The organism is Marinobacter bryozoorum (assembly GCF_023156245.1).
Classification (GTDB): Bacteria; Pseudomonadota; Gammaproteobacteria; order Pseudomonadales; family Oleiphilaceae; genus Marinobacter; species Marinobacter bryozoorum.
Map to the genome: position 1 here is coordinate 57,367 of NZ_JAKZAH010000012.1, position 17,713 is coordinate 75,079.

Sequence of the window (17,713 nt, forward strand, 5' to 3'; positions counted from 1 at the left end):
CTCACACTTCAGGTCAGGCAGATGTGCTGATAACCTCGATCCAATAAGAGGAAATAACCCTATGAGCATGCCTGCAGTCACCACGCCGGTCGTTGGTATAGGCGCGTCCGCCGGCGGCCTTGAAGCCGTATCACAGTTACTCCATAAACTGGGCCCGGACCTGCCTTTTGCCTGGGTGGTGCTGCAGCATGTTTCGCCGACCCACAAGAGCCTGCTGCCCGAGATCCTCGCCCGCGAAACCCGTCTGCAGGTTCGCTCCATGCAAGACAACGACGTGCCTGAGGCAGGGGTTGTCTATGTGGTGCCACCCAACAGCAATGCCGCGGTGAAGGAAGGGCGTTTCAACCTGTTTCCGGCCCGGCCCGAGGTGTTTCCCAAGCCGTCCATCAATGATTTTTTCATCTCCCTGGCGTCGGAATATGGCGAGCACGCCGTCGGCGTTGTCGTCTCCGGCACCGGGTCTGATGGCACCGCCGGGCTGCGGGCGATCATGGCTGCTGGCGGCGTTACCCTGGTGCAGGACCCTGAAAGCGCCAAGTACGATGGCATGCCCCGTTCCGCCATTGGCGCGGAGGTCGCCGATTTCGTGCTGGCTCCCGAAGCCATGGCGGAGAAGCTGGGGAAACTGGCGCGCTTGCAGTCCCAGGTTACCTATCAGGGCACAGACACGGAATTGCCCGACGAACTGCTCGAAATGCTGGCCGACCGGCGCAACGTTGACTTTTCCGGATACAAGGCCGGCACCATTTCACGCCGGCTGCGCCGAAGAATGGTGGCCACGGGCATGACCTCGGTCGAGGGCTATCTCGAGCACGCAAAGCAGGCCCCTGAGGAGCTGGATAACCTGGCGCGGGATATCCTGATCTCGGTGACGGCGTTCTTTCGGGATAACTCAGCCTTCGAGGCACTCCAGCCCTATATCGAAAGCCTCTGTCGTAAGGCCATTGAAAGGGGCGACGACATCCGCGTATGGGTCGCCGGCTGCGCCACGGGTGAAGAAGCCTACAGCATCGCCATGCTGTTTGACGAAGCCCTGCAACACCTTGGTGCATCGGTGCCGGTGCAGGTTTTTGCGACCGACATTGACGACGACGCCCTCGCCGTTGCACGCCGGGGCCTTTACCCTGCGGCCGCGCTGGAAATACTCTCCGGGCAGCGGCTGCAGCGTTACTTCGTCGCCAAGGACACCACCTATGAAGTGGGCAAGCGCCTGCGGGACATGATCGTCTTTGCCCGCCACAACCTGATCAGTGACCCGCCGTTCCTGAGAATTGACCTGGCCACCTGTCGTAACGTGCTGATCTACTTCGACAGCAGCCTCCAGCAGCAGGTTCTCAAGCGGTTCCACTTTGCCCTGGCCCCGGGCGGGGTGCTGTTCCTGGGGCGCAGTGAAAGCGCCGGCAATGCCGACAGCCTGTTCAGCCCCCTTGATCGCCGTGAGCGTGTCTTCGCCAAGCAAAAGGGCACACCGGTTGTTGCCGGCAAGGGCACCAATGACTCCTCACTCTCACTGATCCGGGCTCGCCGGCAACAGGACGTGGAGCTACAGCACCTGCTCGATGTGGTCGTCGTGCATACCGGCATTACCCTGGCCCTGTGCGACTCGGCGGGCAATATCCTGCGCACCGCGGGTGAAGTTGACCGGTTCTTCCAGATTCCGCGGGGCCGTGCCCGCAGCCACATCAGTGAGCTCGTAACCGGCGTGTTCCGGGGCGAACTCATGTCCCTGATGCACCAGTTAAACCGCAACAGCCAGGTTTACCTGGGGCGCCCGCGGATTTTCGATGGCGAAACCTGGCGGCTATCCGTTCGGCCAGTCACCGCGACCCACGACCCGCAGTTGCTGGTGGTTTTTGAGCGATATGCCCCGGCTCACACAGCGACAGATGCCACAGCTGACAAAAACAGGGAGGGCGAAGGTGCCGAAGAAGAGCTCATCGCCACCCGCGAGCACCTTCAGTCGCTGATTGAGGAGCTGGCCACCGCCAATGAGGAGATGCAGTCCCTCAATGAGGAAGCCCAAGCCTCCAACGAAGAACTCCAGGCCACCAACGAGGAAATGGAAGCCGCCAACGAGGAGTTGCAGGCCACCAATGAAGAGCTGATGAGCCTGAACGAAGAGCTCAACGTGAAAACCGCCGAGCTCCAGGCCCTCAACGACGAATATACCTACGTCTACGACGCACTGGACTTTGCCGTACTGGTGTTCGACAGAGACCAGCAGTTGAGGCGGTTCAACGCCGCTGCGGCACGCCTGTTCGGGCTCAAGCCGACCTCCACCCACCAGCACATTGATCGGCTGAGGTTGCCCGATCAGTTCCAGGTGATCGCAGGCAGCCTGCAACAGGCAGGCGATACGGCCGATCAGCAGGAAAGCCTGATTGACTACCAAAGCAGGCAATTCCACCTGCAGGTCACCCCGGGTATCGACTCGGAGCAACGGGTCGAACTACTGGTAGCCAGCCTGGTGGATGTGACCGACGTGCGGCAGATTGAATCCGACCTGCGCAGTTCCAGGGCGCAGCTTGATGCCCTGATGGACAACACCATCGTGTTGCTGTCCATGAAAGACCTGACCGGAGCCTTCACCTTTGCCAATCCGGCCTTCCTGGAAGCCTTTGGTCTTGCTGCAGAAGATGTGGAAGGCAAGAACGATTTTGAGCTGTTCCCGGAATCCTTCGCTGCCAACAGCTGGGCCCGCGACCTGGAAGCGCTGCGTGAGGGCCGGGCGATCGTCGCCGAGCACGTGTTGCCCGGCAACCCGGAGCGGGTCTTCCGCATTGCACACCAGGTATTAAGGGACGAGAACAATCGCCCCAATATGATCATCAACGAGGCGGAAGACATCACCGCCTACAAGGAATCCGAGCGCCAGCTGCGAATTTCCGCCAAGGTGTTCGAGCAGGCGGGCGAGGCCATCGTGGTCACCGACAGCAACACCGTGATCCTTTCCGTTAACGCCGCCTTCTCACGCATAACCGGGTTCCCCGCCACGGAAGCGGTCGGCCACAAGATCGGCTCCTTGCTGAACTCCGGCGAAAATTCCTCCGAGCTCTACCAGTCCATGTGGACCGGTCTCAGCAACGACGGCTTCTGGCAGGGCGAACTGAAAAACCGGCGCAGGGATGGCACCCACTTCACCGAGTGGCTCACCATCAACCGGATACAGGAAGAAGGCGGCGACCATTTCGTCGCGGTGTTCTCCGATATCACCCGCCTGAAGGAAAGCCAGGAGAAGGCCGAGTACCTGGCCACCCACGATTCCCTCACCGGCATGCCCAACCGCTCACTGTTCCACGACCGGCTCGACCTGGCCATCGCCCAGGCAAGGCGCAGCGGTGGCATAACCGCGCTCATGTTTATGGACCTGGATAACTTCAAGACCATCAACGATACCCTGGGCCATGACATGGGGGATGAGCTGCTGGTGGAGGTCTCCCGGCGCCTGAGCGGGCTGATGAGGGAGATGGACACGGTGGCCAGACTCGGCGGTGACGAGTTCACCATTGTCCTGTCCGATATCGACTTCCTGGGGGCAGAAAGGGTGGCTGATCGTATCATCGCTGCCATGCGTGAGCCGATCAGGCTGAACGACCGCAACCTGTTCATTTCCGCCAGTATCGGCCTGGCCTTCTACCCGGACGACGGCGAAACCAGCGGGCTGATCAAGGAGGTCGACCGCAAGGTGGTCCAGCTGGCCCTGCAGGCGCTGTCGGTCTGGCAGGGTCAGAACCTTGACCCGGTGCCGAGGGCGTGGAAACGCAAGGGCAGCTGCAATGGCTGGCCGACAACGGCTGCGACTATATTCAGGGCTATGTGTGTTCCCGGCCACTGGAATACCGAGATTTCACCGAGAAACTCAAAGACGGGAACCGAACATGTCTGTAACCGGTGGCTTTATCGACCAGTGCGAGCAGGAGCCGCTGCACCTGTCTGGCGCAATCCAGCCCCACGGCGCCTTGCTGGTGGCTGACGCGCAAGGGCAGGTAACCCACGCCTCCGAAAACCTGGACCAGTGGCTGGCGCCCCCGGAGCAGCTTATCGGCAAGCCCCTGCCAGACCCCCTGGCCACCCTGTCCGCAGAGCTCGATGACCAGCCTGGCAGCCGTATCACCCGCATCAACGCGGAGCTAGCCGGCCACAGCGCCTCAGTGGTTCTTACCCGGTCCAGCAACGGCGCCGTTGTCATCGAGCTTTTACCCACCAGCACCGACACTTCTACCGGTGCCCCCATGCCGGTGCTGCCGTTTACCGAGCTGAACCACCCGCTGCAGATCGATGACGCCCGTCAGCGGCTGGTTGAACATATCCAGGCGCACACCGGCTTCGACCGGGTGCTGTACTACCTGTTCCGTCACGATGAAACCGGTGAAGTGGTTGCCGAGGCATGCGGTACGGAAACCACCGGCACCTACCACGGCTTGCGCTTTCCGGCCAGCGACATCCCCAGGATCGCCCGGGACCTGTATATGAAGTCCCCCTGGCGCACCATTCCCGACGCCCAGGCGGCCAGCATCAACATTCTCGGGCGTGGCGAAACCCCGCCAGACCTGTCCCATGCTGACCTGCGCAGCGTATCCCCCGTTCACCAGAGCTACATGGCGAACATGGGCGTCGCCGGCGCTGTCTCCATACCCGTCAAAACCGCCACCCGCCTCAAGGCGCTGATATCCTGCCACTCCGCTGCGCCCCGCAACCTGACGCTGCCGGAGCTCAAGGCGCTGGCGGACCAGGTGTTCACCTTCAACCTGCGGCTGCGCGAACTGCTGACCAGCCGGCGAATGAGCCTGCTGGACCGGATGGAGAAACGCTTTCAAAGCTGGCACAACCAGGTCGTGCAGGCGGGCAGTCTCGACGACGCCTGGCCGGAGCTGGCGCAGCAGCTGTGTGAGGAATTCCAGGCTGACGGCGTCTGGCTGGCTGTCGAAAACCGGGCCTACCAGTTCGGCACCGTGCCAGACACCGAAGCGATGGAGCTGATCGAAGACTGGCTGTCCACACGGCAGGATCCCAACGACATCGTGCTGAGCCAGGGCGTCACCCATGACTGCCCGCACCCGGTGTTGTCACCCATGACTGCCCGCACCCGGTGTTAACGGAGGCCGCCGGCCTGGCCGGACTGTCAGTGCCACGACGCAACGCCACCGCAATTCGCTGTTATTTTTTCCGGCAGGAGGAAGTGCAACAGGTCGCCTGGGGTGGCAACCCCAACAAACCCACCGAGCAACAGGCAGGCTCGCTGGCAATAACGCCCCGGCGATCGTTCGAGCGCTGGGTGGAAACCCGCCTTGGCTACTGCCAGGAATGGCCGGAAGACACCCGCATCAAACTGCTGAACCTTCGCGGCTTCCTGATCGGCCTGGTACCGTAGGCGTTTTTCGTCATATAAACGCCACCGACTTTGCTATATACTGCGCCCGCATTGTCTCCCCCTGCCACAGTTCCACGGTGGGGAACCGGCCATAGCGCCGGCAAACGATTCATTTTCAGATTTGAGATGGCATGTCGGCGACCGCATTCGCGGCCCGTACGCGCGACCCTCTCAGGTCACCCGACATGCCACAGGAATTTTTTTGTGATTGATAAGTTAAGAAACGTTGCCATTATCGCCCACGTTGACCACGGTAAGACCACCCTGGTAGACCAGTTGCTGCGCCAGTCCGGCACCCTCGACCGCAAAGAGCTCGAAAGCGAGCGGGTGATGGACTCCAACGACCAGGAAAAGGAACGTGGTATCACCATCCTGGCCAAGAACACGGCCCTGAAATGGCACGACTACGACATCAACATCGTCGACACCCCTGGCCACGCCGACTTCGGTGGTGAGGTAGAGCGGGTGATGAGCATGGTAGACAGTGTGCTGCTGGTGGTGGATTCCATCGACGGCCCCATGCCCCAGACCCGCTTCGTGACCCAGAAGGCGTTTGCCGCCGGCCTGCGCCCCATCGTCGTGGTCAACAAGATTGACCGCCCTGGTGCACGCCCGGACTGGGTCGTCGACCAGGTGTTCGACCTGTTTGACAACCTGGGCGCCACCGACGAGCAGCTGGACTTTCCCATTGTCTACGCCAGTGCCCTCAACGGCATCGCCGGCATGGAGCACGAAGCGCTGGACGACAACATGGACGCCGTGTTCCAGGCTATCGTCGACCACGTACCGGCCCCCGACGTAGACCCGGAAGGCACCTTCCAGATGCAGATCTCCCAGCTGGACTACAACAGCTTCCTGGGTGTCATCGGCATCGGCCGCATCATGCGTGGCCAGGTAAAGACCAACACCCCCGTGGTGGCGGTCGGCACCGACGGCAACAAGCGCAATGGCCGTATCCTGAAGATCATGGGCCACTCCGGCCTGCAGCGCGTTGAAGTGGACAGCGCCCAGGCGGGCGATATCATCTGTATCAGCGGTCTCGACCCGCTGTACATCTCCGATACCCTGTGCGACCCCAACGCCGTCGAGGCACTGCCGCCGCTGACCGTAGACGAGCCCACCGTGTCCATGACCTTCCAGGTCAATGACTCGCCGTTTGCCGGCAAGGAAGGCAAGTACGTCACCAGCCGCAACATCAAGGAGCGCCTGGAAAAAGAGCTGCTGCACAACGTCGCCCTGCGTGTCGAGGAAGGCGAGTCTGCCGACAAGTTCAAGGTCTCCGGCCGGGGCGAACTGCACCTGTCCGTACTGATCGAGAACATGCGCCGTGAAAACTTCGAGCTGGCCGTAGGCCGCCCGGAAGTGGTGATCCGCGAAATCGACGGCAAGAAGCAGGAGCCCTACGAGAACGTCATCGTCGACATTGAGGAGCAGCACCAGGGTCCGGTGATGGAACAGCTGGGTCTGCGCAAGGGCGACATGACCAACATGATCCCGGACGGCAAGGGCCGCATCCGCCTGGAATACACCATTCCGGCCCGCGGCCTGATCGGGTTCCGTAACACCTTCCTGACCATGACCTCAGGCACCGGTATCCTGACCTCCACCTTCAGCCACTATGGCCCGGTAAAAGAAGGCGCCATGGGCAGCCGCCAGAACGGCGTACTGATCTCCATGGCCAAGGGCACAGCCATGACCTACTCCCTGGAAACCCTCCAGAGCCGCGGCAAGCTGTTCCTCGAACCCGGCCAGGAAATCTACGAAGGCCAGCTGTGCGGCATCCACAGCCGCGACAACGACATCGTCATCAACCCCACCAAGGCCAAGAAGCTCGACAACATGCGCGCCTCTGGCAAAGACGAAGTCATCGGCCTGGTACCGCCCATCAAGTACACCCTTGAACAGGCCCTGGAATTCATCGACGACGACGAACTGGTAGAAGTAACCCCCAAATCCATCCGCCTGCGCAAAAAACTCCTCACCGAGAACGAGCGCAAGCGAGCTGGCAAGAAGTAAGGATTTTTTCGGCCACGAAATCCACAAAATCCACGGAAAGAAAAGCATTACACACTGTAACTGTTGTTTTTTCCGTGGATTTCGTGGCCCTGAGCTTGTCGAAGGGCGTGGCAAAAAAGTCTTTATCTTTAGCTTTTCATACTGTTTCGCGGCGAACATTCCGTGCGCCCCGCAACCCTCAGCCGCCAAATTTACACCCCGTAACAAAACCCGCGGCACGAGTACCACCTACTCCCCCTGTCAAGCCTTGTTTGTTCCCCTCAGTTCCGTAGAATTTACCCGCTATAAGGTAAGTTAACGAAAGAATATGCGAAGCGTGTCGCGACACGTTCGTCTCGCACGTGGGTCAAGTCACTCACAGACAAGGTGGTTCTATGTCCTCAAAGCACTGGATGTTGGTCGGTGGGGCGGTAGCGTGCCTGATCGGCAACCCCGCACATAATGCAGCGCAGGCCGCGCCCTGGGCTGAAACCGGCAACGTCCACGACCGCGTCATGCTCCAGCGCCAGGCTGACCGGGGGCAGATCGACCGCACCGTAACCACCTGGCCCATGATGCGCCCGGCCAATGCAGGTGAAGGCCTCTCCGGTCATTTTTCCGTGTCGGGTGCGACCGAGCCTGCATTCCTGCGGGGCTTTGGCCAGCAGCCGCGGGAGTCCGGCGAGCTGAGCGCTGGCGCCGAGTGGCAGTCTGACCACGTGATCGCCCGCCTGCAGGCCACCGCGGTGGCCGACCCGGAAGACGACCAGCCGGTGCGGGGCGACGGTTCCTACCTGGCGGGCATGGCCGGTAACTGGATGCTGGGGGCAGGGTACATCGACCGCTGGTGGGGGCCTGGCTGGCAGTCCAGCCTGATCCTGTCCAACAACGCCCGCCCGGTGCCCGCGGTGTGGTTCAACCGCCGTGACCCGAAAGCCTTCGAGACGCCCTGGCTCAGCTGGATCGGTCCCTGGCAGATAACGGCCTTTGTCGGCCAGCTGGAAGAAGAGCGTGCCGTACCAGACCCCTACCTGGCCGGCATGCGTCTGACCTTCCGGCCCCTGGATGGCCTGGATATCGGCTTTTCCCGCACCTTTGTGATCGGTGGCGAAGGCCGCTCCTCCAGCCCCGGTACCTTCTGGGACGCCTTTATCGGCGACGACAATACCGACGACCCGGATGACGACCCCAGCAACCAGCTTGGTGCCATCGACATTCGCTACGGCTTTGCCATCGGCGACCATACCGCCTCGGTCTATACCCAGATGATGGGTGAAGACGAAGCCGGTGCCCTGCCGTCCCGCAAATCCTGGATGTTCGGTGTCGACTGGACCACCGCAATGGCTGGCATGGACCAGCAGTGGTACCTGGAAGCCACCGACACCTTGGCGGACAACCTCACCGGCAGCGGCATGCCCGATATCACCTACGAACACCGGGTCTACCTGACCGGTTATCGCTACCGGGGCCGCAATCTGGCCACCAGTATCGAGGCAGATTCCCAGGCCGTTACCCTCGGCATGTACAACTTCAGCCAGCAGGGCCAGCAACTGGGCCTGGCACTCACCTGGCTCGATCTCACCGGAAAAGATGACACCCGGGTCATTAACCCGGACCCGGATATCCGGTACAGTGTGCCCGGTCGGGACCAGGAACGCCTGGTGCTGTCCGCCTCGTTCCAGCAACCGCTGCCCGTTGGCACCCTGGGCCTTTACACCGAGTTGATGGACGACGAAATTGAATTGATCGACGGCGAACGTGACCAGTGGTCCGCCGCCGCCAGCTGGACCCTGAGCTTCTGAACCGGGCCCGATACCAACAACGAACACAGACGGCAACTTCCCAGATGTTTGACAGACAATGGACGAACAGCGGCAAGGGCGTAGTCCTCGCCATTGCCCTGGCCTCACTGGCAGGCTGTGCAACAACCTTTCCCGGCGGCGTCAGCCCCACCAATGACCAGCAAGCCTGGTCCTACCACGGCTCCCGCGTGACCTTTCTTCCCGAAGAAGCTTCAGCGGCGATGGCAGACGCCACGGCAGGTGCCGTGGTCAAGGTCGGTCAGACCCCCTGGGGCGAGAACACCAGTGTCACCGTCATCCACCGCTTCTTCGCAGCCTCCGGCCGGGAGTGCATGAAAGCAAGGGTCAGCGGCACCAGCGCCAACCAGCTGGTGAATCTGTGCCATTACGAGTCCGGCGCCTGGGGCGCCACCAAAGCCCTGGCCGCGGAAACCGCGGAGGTAACGCCATGATGACCATCACCCAGCGCCTGCTGGCTGCACTCACCTTGCTTCTCGTTGCGGTTAACCTCCAGGCCCAGAGCTTCGGCGACATCCCCGAAAGCCAGCGCCAGCGCATGACCCCGGAAATGCAGCAAATGCTCCAGGGCCAGTCCGGTGGACCCGGGGCAGGGGGGCAGCAGGCCAGCGAGGCGCCTTCCAACACCAACTGGCAGAGCGGCACCTACGGCCCCATCCTGACAGAGGAACAGAAAGCCGATATCCAGCCCTTTGGCGCCGAGCTGTTCAACGGCGGCTTCCGTGGCATGCGGGCTGATGGCCTCAACGAAGACTACCGTGTACTGCCCGGCGACCAGATCACCCTGCGTATCTGGGGTGCCGTGGAAGTTGAACGGGTGATGCCGGTAGACGCCCAGGGCAATATCTTTATCCCCAGCGTCGGGCCGGTCCAGGTGCAGGGCGTTACCCATTCCCAGCTGGACGCCGTGGTGCGCCGGGCCGTACAAAAGGTCTACCCGGACAACGTCAACGTCTACACCAACCTGCAGGGCGTGCAGCCTGTGGCGGTGTTTGTCACCGGCCACGTGGAAAAGCCCGGCCGCTATGCCGGTGTGCCCAGTGATTCCGTACTCTACCTGCTGGACCAGGCGTCCGGCATTGATGGTGACCTGGGCAGCTACCGCAAGGTGCGCCTGATCCGCAACGGCAAAACCCTCGCCACCATGGACCTGTATGACTTCCTGCTGACCGGCACCCTGGAGCACCCACAACTGCAGGACGGCGACACCGTGCTGGTAGAGCGCCGCGGACCCACTGTGACCGTGACCGGTGAAGTGGGCCGCCCCTACAACTACGAACTCACCGGAAGCGAGCTGACCGGCCGTGACCTGGTGCGCCTGGCGAAGCTGGATGCCGACGTCTCCCACGCCCTGCTGCGGGGCAGTCGCAACGCCGCCCCGTTCTTCAAATACGGCACCATGGCAGAGTTTCTCAAACAGGAACTGTCCGACGGCGACGACGTAGTCTTCCTGGCAGACCGCCACAAGAACGAAATCGTGGTGCAACTGGAAGGTGCCTACCTGGGGGCTTCCTACTTCGTCGTGCCCAAGGGCACCCACCTGATGGAGCTGCTTAACGGCATTGCTATCGATCCTGCAGAAACCGCCTTCGAAAGCATTTCCATCCGTCGCGAGAGTGTGCAGGAACAGCAGAAACAGGCCCTGGAAGACAGCCTCCGCCGCCTGGAAACCACCTACCTGGGGGCATCATCCTCCACCGCGGAAGAGTCGGCCATCCGCATCCAGGAAGCGGAACTCATCAGCCAGTTCGTCCAGGAGGCCCGCAAGGTAGAGCCCAACGGGCGCCTGGTAGTGGCCCACCAGGGTGACCTGGTAGACATCCGCCTGCAGGACCGGGACGTCATCACCCTGCCGCCGCGCACCGACGCCATCCTGGTCTCCGGCGAGGTCTATATCCCGCAGTCAGTGGTTTTCGTGCCCGGCAAGAACGCTCTGGACTACATCGAAGGCGCCGGTGGCTTCAGCCAGCACGCGAACGACGAGCACATCCTTATCGCCCGGCAGAACGGCGAAGTGCGCGACGCCGGCGACGTCCCCCTGCGCCCGGGTGACCAGATCCTGGTGATGCCGAAGGTGGAAACCAAGAACCTGCAAATCGCCTCCACCGTCACCCAGATCCTGTACCAGATTGCCGTGGCAACCAAGGTGGCGCTGGACATCTGATGGCCCAGGCAGCGGTTCGCAATCCCTGGCAGGTAACGCTGCATGTCTGGTATGCGCTGTTCCTGCGTGAACTCACCGCCCGGGTCACGGCTGACCGGGTGGCGTGGTTGTGGTTGCTGCTGGAGCCCATTGCACACGTGCTCATCATGGCCGGGTTGCGGACGCTGATTGGCCGCATCAGGCTCATCCCGGGTGCGGACTTTATCCCTTGGCTGATCGTGGGGATCACAACCTTCTTTCTGTTCAGGAACCTGATGACCCGGGGCATGTCTGCCATCGACGCCAACCGGGCGTTGTTCGCCTATCGCCAGGTGCGTCCAGCGGACACGGTACTCGTGCGTTGTGCCCTGGAGGGCATGCTGAGTACCACGGTTATCCTGATCATGGTGGTTCTGCTAAACCTGCTGAACTACGAAATCCTGCCCCACGATCCTTTATCTGTGATGGGTTACTGGATGTTGATGTGGGCTTTTGGCATTGGCATCGCGTTGATCTTCTCTGTGGTTGTGACCGTGTTTCCCGAGTCCAAGAAATTTATTTCGATGTTGACCATGCCGCTGTATCTTTTGTCAGGCGTGATGATACCAATTCAGTATTTCCCGACAGAAGTACGCTACTACCTGATGTTCAATCCACTGGTGCATATCCTGGAGTTTGTCAGGGCAGGCTTCTTTGAGGCCTACCGGACGGTAGACGGCATCAGCTTGCTTTACGCCACCTGGTGGTCCCTTGGTGCACTGGCCCTCGGGCTTCTGATGCATGTTCGCTACAAGTTCCGGTTGATGGCCCAATGATCGAGGTTAAAAACCTTTATAAGCGCTACCACGGGCCCTTCGGTGGCGGATGGGTGCTGCGGGATGTGGACTTCACCATTCCCCGCAACGTCAGTGTGGGCATACTTGGTCGTAACGGTGCCGGCAAGAGCACCCTGTTGCGACTGATTGGCGGCATGGATGTCCCGGACAAGGGCCGGGTCATCCACCACTGCAGGGTGTCCTGGCCCATGGGGCTCGGGGGCGGCCTGCAGGGCTCAATGACAGGCCGGCAGAACGTCAAGTTCGTTGCCCGCATACACGGTGGCGAAGACCGCATACCGGAGCTGATCCAGAAAGTGCAGGATTTCGCCGAGATCGGCAAGGCCTTCGACCAGCCCATCAAAACCTACTCTTCAGGCATGCGAAGCAGGCTCAACTTCGGCCTGTCCTTTGCGTTCGAGTTCGATGTCTACCTGTCCGACGAAGCCACGGCCGTAGGTGATGCGGCGTTCAAGCAAAAGGCCGTAAAAGCCTTCCGCGACCGGGTAGGCCGGGCCAGCATTATCATGGCTTCCCACCAGGAAGGCATGCTCAAGCAGCTTTGCCAGTCGGGCATCGTGCTTCAAAACGGCACCGCCACCTGGTACGACGATATCAACGACGCCCTGGACGCTTACAGACAAACCATAGGAAAACAATGACTCGCTTTCTGAAAAACAACCCCTTCTGGTTACTGGCGGCCCTCGCCATCCTGGTGGCTGCGCTGTACTGGGGCCTGCTGGCCACCGACCGATATGTGTCCAGGGCGCACATCGTGCTGCAGTCACCGGAAATCAACCCGGCCAGCCTGAACGTCTCCTCCCTGTTGTCAGGCACCAGCGGCTCTGGCGACTTGCTGCTGCTGAAGGATCACCTGGAATCCGTGGCCATGCTGCGCAGCCTGCAGGAGGACCTGGATCTGCGCAGTCACTACAGTAATAACGACATCGACTTCCTGGCACGGCTGGAGTCCGCCGACGTGCCTATCGAAACCTTTCACAAGTACATGCAGGGTCGCATCAACATCGTCTTTGACGACTACGCCAGCCTGCTGAAAGTGGAAGTACAGGCCTACACCCCGGAAATGGCCCAACAGATCACCCAGGCCCTGCTGGAAGAGGGCGAGCGCCACATGAACCTTATGGGTCAGCGCCTGGCAGAGGAGCAGGTGGACTTCATTGACGAGCAGGCGCAGATCCTCGAGAAACGCCTGTACAACGCTCGCGACAGGATGCTGGAGTTCCAGAACGAAAAAGGCCTGGTCGCACCGGCCCAGACCATCGAGGCCATCTTCGGAACCGTATCGCGCCTGCAGGCGGAACTGGCCCTGCTGAACGCCCGCATCAAGGCCCTGTCCAGCTACCAGAGCGCCAGCTCGCCGGAAATCCGCCGCCTGCGGGAAGAAGCCTCCGCCATGGAAGAGCAGATCCGCATCGAGCAGGACAAACTGGCCCGCCAGAGCGGCGATTCCCTGAACAAGGTATCGGCCGAATACAAGACCCTGGAAATGCGCGCCGACTTTGCCCTTGAGCTCTACTCCAACACACTGACCGCGCTGGAAAGCACTCGCATCGAGGCCGCCCGCAAACTCAAGCAGGTCTCGATACTGGAATACCCCACGCTGCCGGAATACCCCATCAAGCCCGAGCGGCTGTACAACATCACGGTATTTGCGCTGATCACCCTGTTGATCACCGCCATACTGCAACTCATCGTAACGGTTGTGCGTGACCACAGAGACTGACCCCCACCAGCCGGCCACCTGGGTCAGCTGGTGTGAACATCGCGGTATTAGCCCCGGCCCGGTAGATGCGATAGGTTTCAAACCCCACTGGCGCCGCACCCTGGCCCGGTTCGTCCAGGGTGTGCCCATACGCCACGTGAGCCGTGCCAGCGAGGTCAAGCCGGGCCATCTCGCACTGATCTGGGGCAACCCAACCGAATACGAAGGCCGCCTCGAAGGCCTGCCACCTCAAAGCCACCTGGTGCGGGTAGAGGACGGCTTTTTACGGTCCGTCGGCCTGGGCGCCCACTTCGCACCGCCCCTGTCCTGGGTATTCGACAGTCGTGGTCTGTATTTCGATGCTACCCGGCCATCCGACCTGGAGCATATCCTTCAAAACCAGGCGTTCAGCGACGTCGGCCTGCAGCGGGCACAACAACTGATCCATACCCTGAGCCGGTCAGACATCAGCAAGTACAATGTTGGTGGCGAGCCCTGGCAACGGCCGGATACCGACCGCCAGGTTATCCTGGTTCCCGGCCAGGTAGAAAGTGACGCCTCCATCGCCTGGGGCAGCCGCGACATCCGCAGCAACCTGGGCCTGCTGCAGGCGGTCAGGGCACAGAACCCGCAAGCCTGGATTATCTACAAACCGCACCCGGATGTACTCAGCGGCGCCCGGGCCCGGGGCCAGGACGAACACCAGGCGCAACAGGTGTGCGACCAGGTCATTGGCAACGCCAGTATTACCCGCGTCATTGCCGGGGTAGACAGCGTACACACCCTCACATCCCTGGCAGGGTTTGAAGCGCTGCTGCGGGGCAGGCCCGTCCATTGCTACGGCATGCCTTTCTACGCCGGCTGGGGGCTCACCCAGGACCAGTACCATTGCGAGCGCCGCCAGCGCCGCCTGAACCTGCAGCAACTGGTGGCCGGCGCGCTGATTCATTACCCCTTGTACACGTCCCGCACGGGGCAGGGCATGGGCGAACACTACGCCACCCCAGAGCAGACCCTGGCCACCCTCGAACAATGGCGCACTGCACCCAAAACCCCGGCCAGCCGGCTGGGGGAAATCACCCGCCGGGCTGCCCGGCGCAGCATCAACCGGCTTTTCGGTACCCGATGACAGCACCACAGTCAGCCACTAAACACAGCAAACAGCGCATTGCCGTGGTCGGCAACCTCACCGAGACCATGCTGGGTTTCCGGGGTGAGCTGATCCGCGACATGGTGGCAGCCGGGCACGAAGTGTTCGCCTTCGCACCGGATTACGACGACCAAAGCCGCAAGGCCGTACGGGCGCTGGGCGCCCACCCGGTGAGCTACCCCATTCGCCAGCTGGGCACCAACCCGCTGGCAGACCTGTACACCCTGTGGCGCCTGTACCGCTTGTTCCGCAAGCACCGTATTACCATGACCTTCTGCTACTTCATCAAGCCGTCCATCTACGGCACCCTGGCAGCCTGGCTGGCAGGCGTACCCCGGCGGGTGGTGAAAATCGAAGGCCTGGGTCGCATGTTCACCCATACCCCGGGCAAAGACCCCCTCAAACAACGCCTGACCCGGGCCATCATGGTCAACCTGTTCCGCCTTAGCCTGCCCAGGGCCCACAAAGTGTTTGTGCTCAACCGGGGCGACTGCGCCGACCTGCTGCGCTTCGGTATCCCAAAGCCGGAAATCCTCGGCGGCATCGGCGTCTGCCTGGAGCGCTACCACTTCCACGCCCCGGTGGCAGACCCGGTACAGTTCATCTTCGCCGGCCGCCTGCTGACCGAGAAAGGCATCCACTACTTCCTGGAAGCCGCAAAGAACCTGCAGGTCCGCTACACCAACGCCCGCTTCCTGGTTGTCGGCGGCCTTGACACCAAGCCCGGCTCCGTCACCCGCCGGCAACTCAACCAACTGCAGAAACAGGGCGTCATCCACTACGCCGGCCCGGTACCCGACATCGTCCCCTGGCTGGGCAAAAGCAGCGTATTCGTACTGCCCACCTACTACCGCGAAGGCGTCCCCCGCAGCACCCAGGAAGCCCTCGCCATGGCCCGCCCGGTCATAACCACCAACATGCCCGGCTGCCGCAAAACCGTAAACAACGGCATCAACGGCTACCTAGTAGAACCCCATAACCAACAAGCCCTCGAAGCCGCCATGACCCGCTTCCTGGAACACCCGGAACTCATAAAAACCATGGGCGAAGCCAGCCACCAACTCGCCGTAGAACGCTTCGACGTAAGAAAAATCAACCAACACATCCTGACCCAACTAAACCTGCAGCCCCCCACAGCCGCAGAAATAATCCCCCTGGCCCCGAGACAAACCACCCGTCTCCCAACCCAGGAACAACGCCCAAACACCCAAAGATAGAAATTGGCCACGAAAACCACGCCCTTCGACAGGCTCAGGGCGAGCGGGAGGGCAAGGGAAGAAAAGATAAAAATCCTTCTCTGTTCTTCTGTATATTTCCGAGATCCCCGCTCGCCCTGAGCCTGTCGAAGGGCGTGGACTCATATTTACGAGTTCCCCCGCTCGCCCTGAGCCTGTCGAAGGGCGTGGATTGATATTTCCGAGTTCCCCCGATCGCCCTGAGCCTGTCGAAGGGCGTGGATTCATATTTCCGAGTTCCCCCGCTCGCCCTGAGCCTGTCGAAGGGCGTGGATTCCGTGGCAACAAAGTCTTCAAACCAAATTCCAGGGACACCACCAACCAATGTCAAAAACATTCCTGATAACCGGCGGCGCAGGCTTCATCGGCTCCGCCGTAATCCGCGAGCTGATCAACAACACCAACCACCAGGTAGTAAACGTCGACAAGCTCACCTACGCCGGCAACCTGGAATCCCTGGCCACCGTAGCAGACAGCCCCCGCTACACCTTCATCCAGGCCGACATCTGCGACGCCGCCGCCATGGCCCGGGCCTTTGAAGACCACCAGCCAGACATCGTCATGCACCTGGCCGCCGAAAGCCACGTCGACCGCTCCATCGACGGCCCTGCCGCGTTCATGGAAACCAACATCATCGGCACCTACACCCTGCTGGAAGCCACCCGGGGCTACTGGAAAGCACTGCAAACCAGCCACCCGGCAAAGGCCGAAGCCTTCCGCTTCCACCACATCAGCACCGACGAAGTCTACGGCGACCTGCCACACCCGGAAGAGCAGGCAAACGCCACCGACCAACTGTTCACCGAAACCACCAGCTACGCCCCCAGCAGCCCCTACAGTGCCAGCAAAGCCAGCTCAGACCACCTGGTCCGCGCCTGGCAACGCACCTACGGCCTGCCCACCCTGGTCACCAACTGCAGCAACAACTACGGCCCGTACCACTTCCCGGAAAAACTCATCCCCCTGGTCATCCTCAACGCCCTGGCCGGCAAACCCCTCCCGGTCTACGGCAACGGCAGCCAGATCCGCGACTGGCTCTACGTAGAAGACCACGCCCGCGCCCTGATCCTGGTCGCCCAACAAGGCAAAGTGGGAGACACCTACAACATCGGCGGCCACAACGAAAAACAGAACATCGAAGTCGTACAAACCATCTGCGACATCCTGCAAGACCTGGCCCCCAGACAAACCAGCTACCGCGACCAGATAACCTACGTACAAGACCGCCCAGGCCACGACCGCCGCTACGCCATAGACGCCACCAAAATCGAACAAGACCTGGGCTGGAAACCAAAAGAAACCTTCGAAACCGGCCTACGCAAAACCGTACAATGGTACCTGGACAACAAAACCTGGTGGCAAAGAGTCCAAAACGGCACCTACCAGGGCCAACGCCTCGGAGTTAACGCCTAAAGCGCTTTCTTTGCCACGGAAGAACACAGAAAAACACGGAAGAATATT

General features: G+C 61.2%; 13 protein-coding genes and 1 pseudogene. All 14 read left to right on the top strand.

All coding sequences use genetic code 11. The annotated features are described in order from the left end of the window. Window positions 1–67: 67 nt before the first annotated feature. Window positions 68–3,682, top strand: a pseudogene (locus MLC59_RS08960) (chemotaxis protein CheB); the annotation flags it as partial. A gap of 71 nt (window positions 3,683–3,753) precedes the next feature. Beyond that, window positions 3,754–3,888: a hypothetical protein gene (locus tag MLC59_RS08965; protein WP_248233582.1), complete on the top strand. Its 135-nt coding sequence runs from the start codon at window positions 3,754–3,756 to the stop codon at window positions 3,886–3,888. After that, complete coding sequence (locus tag MLC59_RS08970) at window positions 3,879–5,096, top strand: GAF domain-containing protein (protein ID WP_282450913.1); 1,218 nt, start codon at window positions 3,879–3,881, stop codon at window positions 5,094–5,096. The genes MLC59_RS08965 and MLC59_RS08970 overlap by 10 nt, the downstream gene beginning before the upstream one ends. Further along, entirely contained in the window at window positions 5,090–5,371 is a 282-nt protein-coding gene (locus MLC59_RS19925) for a GAF domain-containing protein (protein ID WP_345799761.1), read from the top strand. Before MLC59_RS08970 ends, MLC59_RS19925 begins: the two co-directional genes overlap by 7 nt. Before the next feature lie 204 nt (window positions 5,372–5,575). Next, complete coding sequence (gene typA, locus MLC59_RS08975) at window positions 5,576–7,387, top strand: translational GTPase TypA (protein WP_248233524.1); 1,812 nt, start codon at window positions 5,576–5,578, stop codon at window positions 7,385–7,387. Between the two features lie 374 nt (window positions 7,388–7,761). Further along, window positions 7,762–9,168 (top strand): capsule assembly Wzi family protein, encoded by a 1,407-nt coding sequence (locus MLC59_RS08980; RefSeq protein WP_248233526.1) that lies wholly within the window; start codon window positions 7,762–7,764, stop codon window positions 9,166–9,168. Window positions 9,169–9,212: 44 nt separating this feature from the next. After that, entirely contained in the window at window positions 9,213–9,620 is a 408-nt protein-coding gene (locus tag MLC59_RS08985; protein WP_248233528.1) for a DVU3141 family protein, read from the top strand. Continuing rightward, window positions 9,617–11,350: a polysaccharide biosynthesis/export family protein gene (locus MLC59_RS08990; RefSeq protein WP_248233530.1), complete on the top strand. Its 1,734-nt coding sequence runs from the start codon at window positions 9,617–9,619 to the stop codon at window positions 11,348–11,350. Before MLC59_RS08985 ends, MLC59_RS08990 begins: the two co-directional genes overlap by 4 nt. After that, a complete protein-coding gene (locus tag MLC59_RS08995) occupies window positions 11,350–12,144 on the top strand; it encodes an ABC transporter permease (protein ID WP_248233531.1) in 795 nt (264 codons plus the stop codon). Before MLC59_RS08990 ends, MLC59_RS08995 begins: the two co-directional genes overlap by 1 nt. Then, window positions 12,141–12,806 carry an ABC transporter ATP-binding protein gene (locus tag MLC59_RS09000; protein ID WP_248233533.1) on the top strand — a complete coding sequence of 222 codons (666 nt, stop codon included), beginning with the start codon at window positions 12,141–12,143 and terminating at the stop codon, window positions 12,804–12,806. Before MLC59_RS08995 ends, MLC59_RS09000 begins: the two co-directional genes overlap by 4 nt. Next, window positions 12,803–13,888, top strand: coding sequence for a KpsE/RkpR family capsule polysaccharide export protein (locus MLC59_RS09005; RefSeq protein WP_248233535.1), 1,086 nt, complete (start codon window positions 12,803–12,805; stop codon window positions 13,886–13,888). The genes MLC59_RS09000 and MLC59_RS09005 overlap by 4 nt, the downstream gene beginning before the upstream one ends. Beyond that, a complete protein-coding gene (locus MLC59_RS09010) occupies window positions 13,872–14,996 on the top strand; it encodes a capsular polysaccharide export protein, LipB/KpsS family (protein WP_248233536.1) in 1,125 nt (374 codons plus the stop codon). The genes MLC59_RS09005 and MLC59_RS09010 overlap by 17 nt, the downstream gene beginning before the upstream one ends. Further along, window positions 14,993–16,234, top strand: a complete 1,242-nt coding sequence (locus MLC59_RS09015; RefSeq protein WP_248233538.1) for a glycosyltransferase family 4 protein — start codon at window positions 14,993–14,995, stop codon at window positions 16,232–16,234. Before MLC59_RS09010 ends, MLC59_RS09015 begins: the two co-directional genes overlap by 4 nt. A gap of 342 nt (window positions 16,235–16,576) precedes the next feature. Continuing rightward, the gene (gene rfbB / locus MLC59_RS09020) at window positions 16,577–17,665 is read left to right on the top strand and encodes a dTDP-glucose 4,6-dehydratase (RefSeq protein WP_248233541.1); all 1,089 of its coding nucleotides are present in this window, start codon (window positions 16,577–16,579) and stop codon (window positions 17,663–17,665) included. Window positions 17,666–17,713: the final 48 nt, after the last annotated feature.

Excerpts from the sequence above, each read along its gene's own strand:
- MLC59_RS08970 (WP_282450913.1), top strand. The coding sequence starts at position 3,879 with ATGTCTGTAACCGGTGGCTTTATCGACCAGTGCGAGCAGGAGCCGCTG.
- MLC59_RS08980 (WP_248233526.1), top strand. The coding sequence starts at position 7,762 with ATGTCCTCAAAGCACTGGATGTTGGTCGGTGGGGCGGTAGCGTGCCTG.
- MLC59_RS08985 (WP_248233528.1), top strand. The coding sequence starts at position 9,213 with ATGTTTGACAGACAATGGACGAACAGCGGCAAGGGCGTAGTCCTCGCC.
- MLC59_RS08990 (WP_248233530.1), top strand. The coding sequence starts at position 9,617 with ATGATGACCATCACCCAGCGCCTGCTGGCTGCACTCACCTTGCTTCTC.
- MLC59_RS08995 (WP_248233531.1), top strand. The coding sequence starts at position 11,350 with ATGGCCCAGGCAGCGGTTCGCAATCCCTGGCAGGTAACGCTGCATGTC.
- MLC59_RS09000 (WP_248233533.1), top strand. The coding sequence starts at position 12,141 with ATGATCGAGGTTAAAAACCTTTATAAGCGCTACCACGGGCCCTTCGGT.
- MLC59_RS09005 (WP_248233535.1), top strand. The coding sequence starts at position 12,803 with ATGACTCGCTTTCTGAAAAACAACCCCTTCTGGTTACTGGCGGCCCTC.
- MLC59_RS09015 (WP_248233538.1), top strand. The coding sequence starts at position 14,993 with ATGACAGCACCACAGTCAGCCACTAAACACAGCAAACAGCGCATTGCC.
- rfbB (WP_248233541.1), top strand. The coding sequence starts at position 16,577 with ATGTCAAAAACATTCCTGATAACCGGCGGCGCAGGCTTCATCGGCTCC.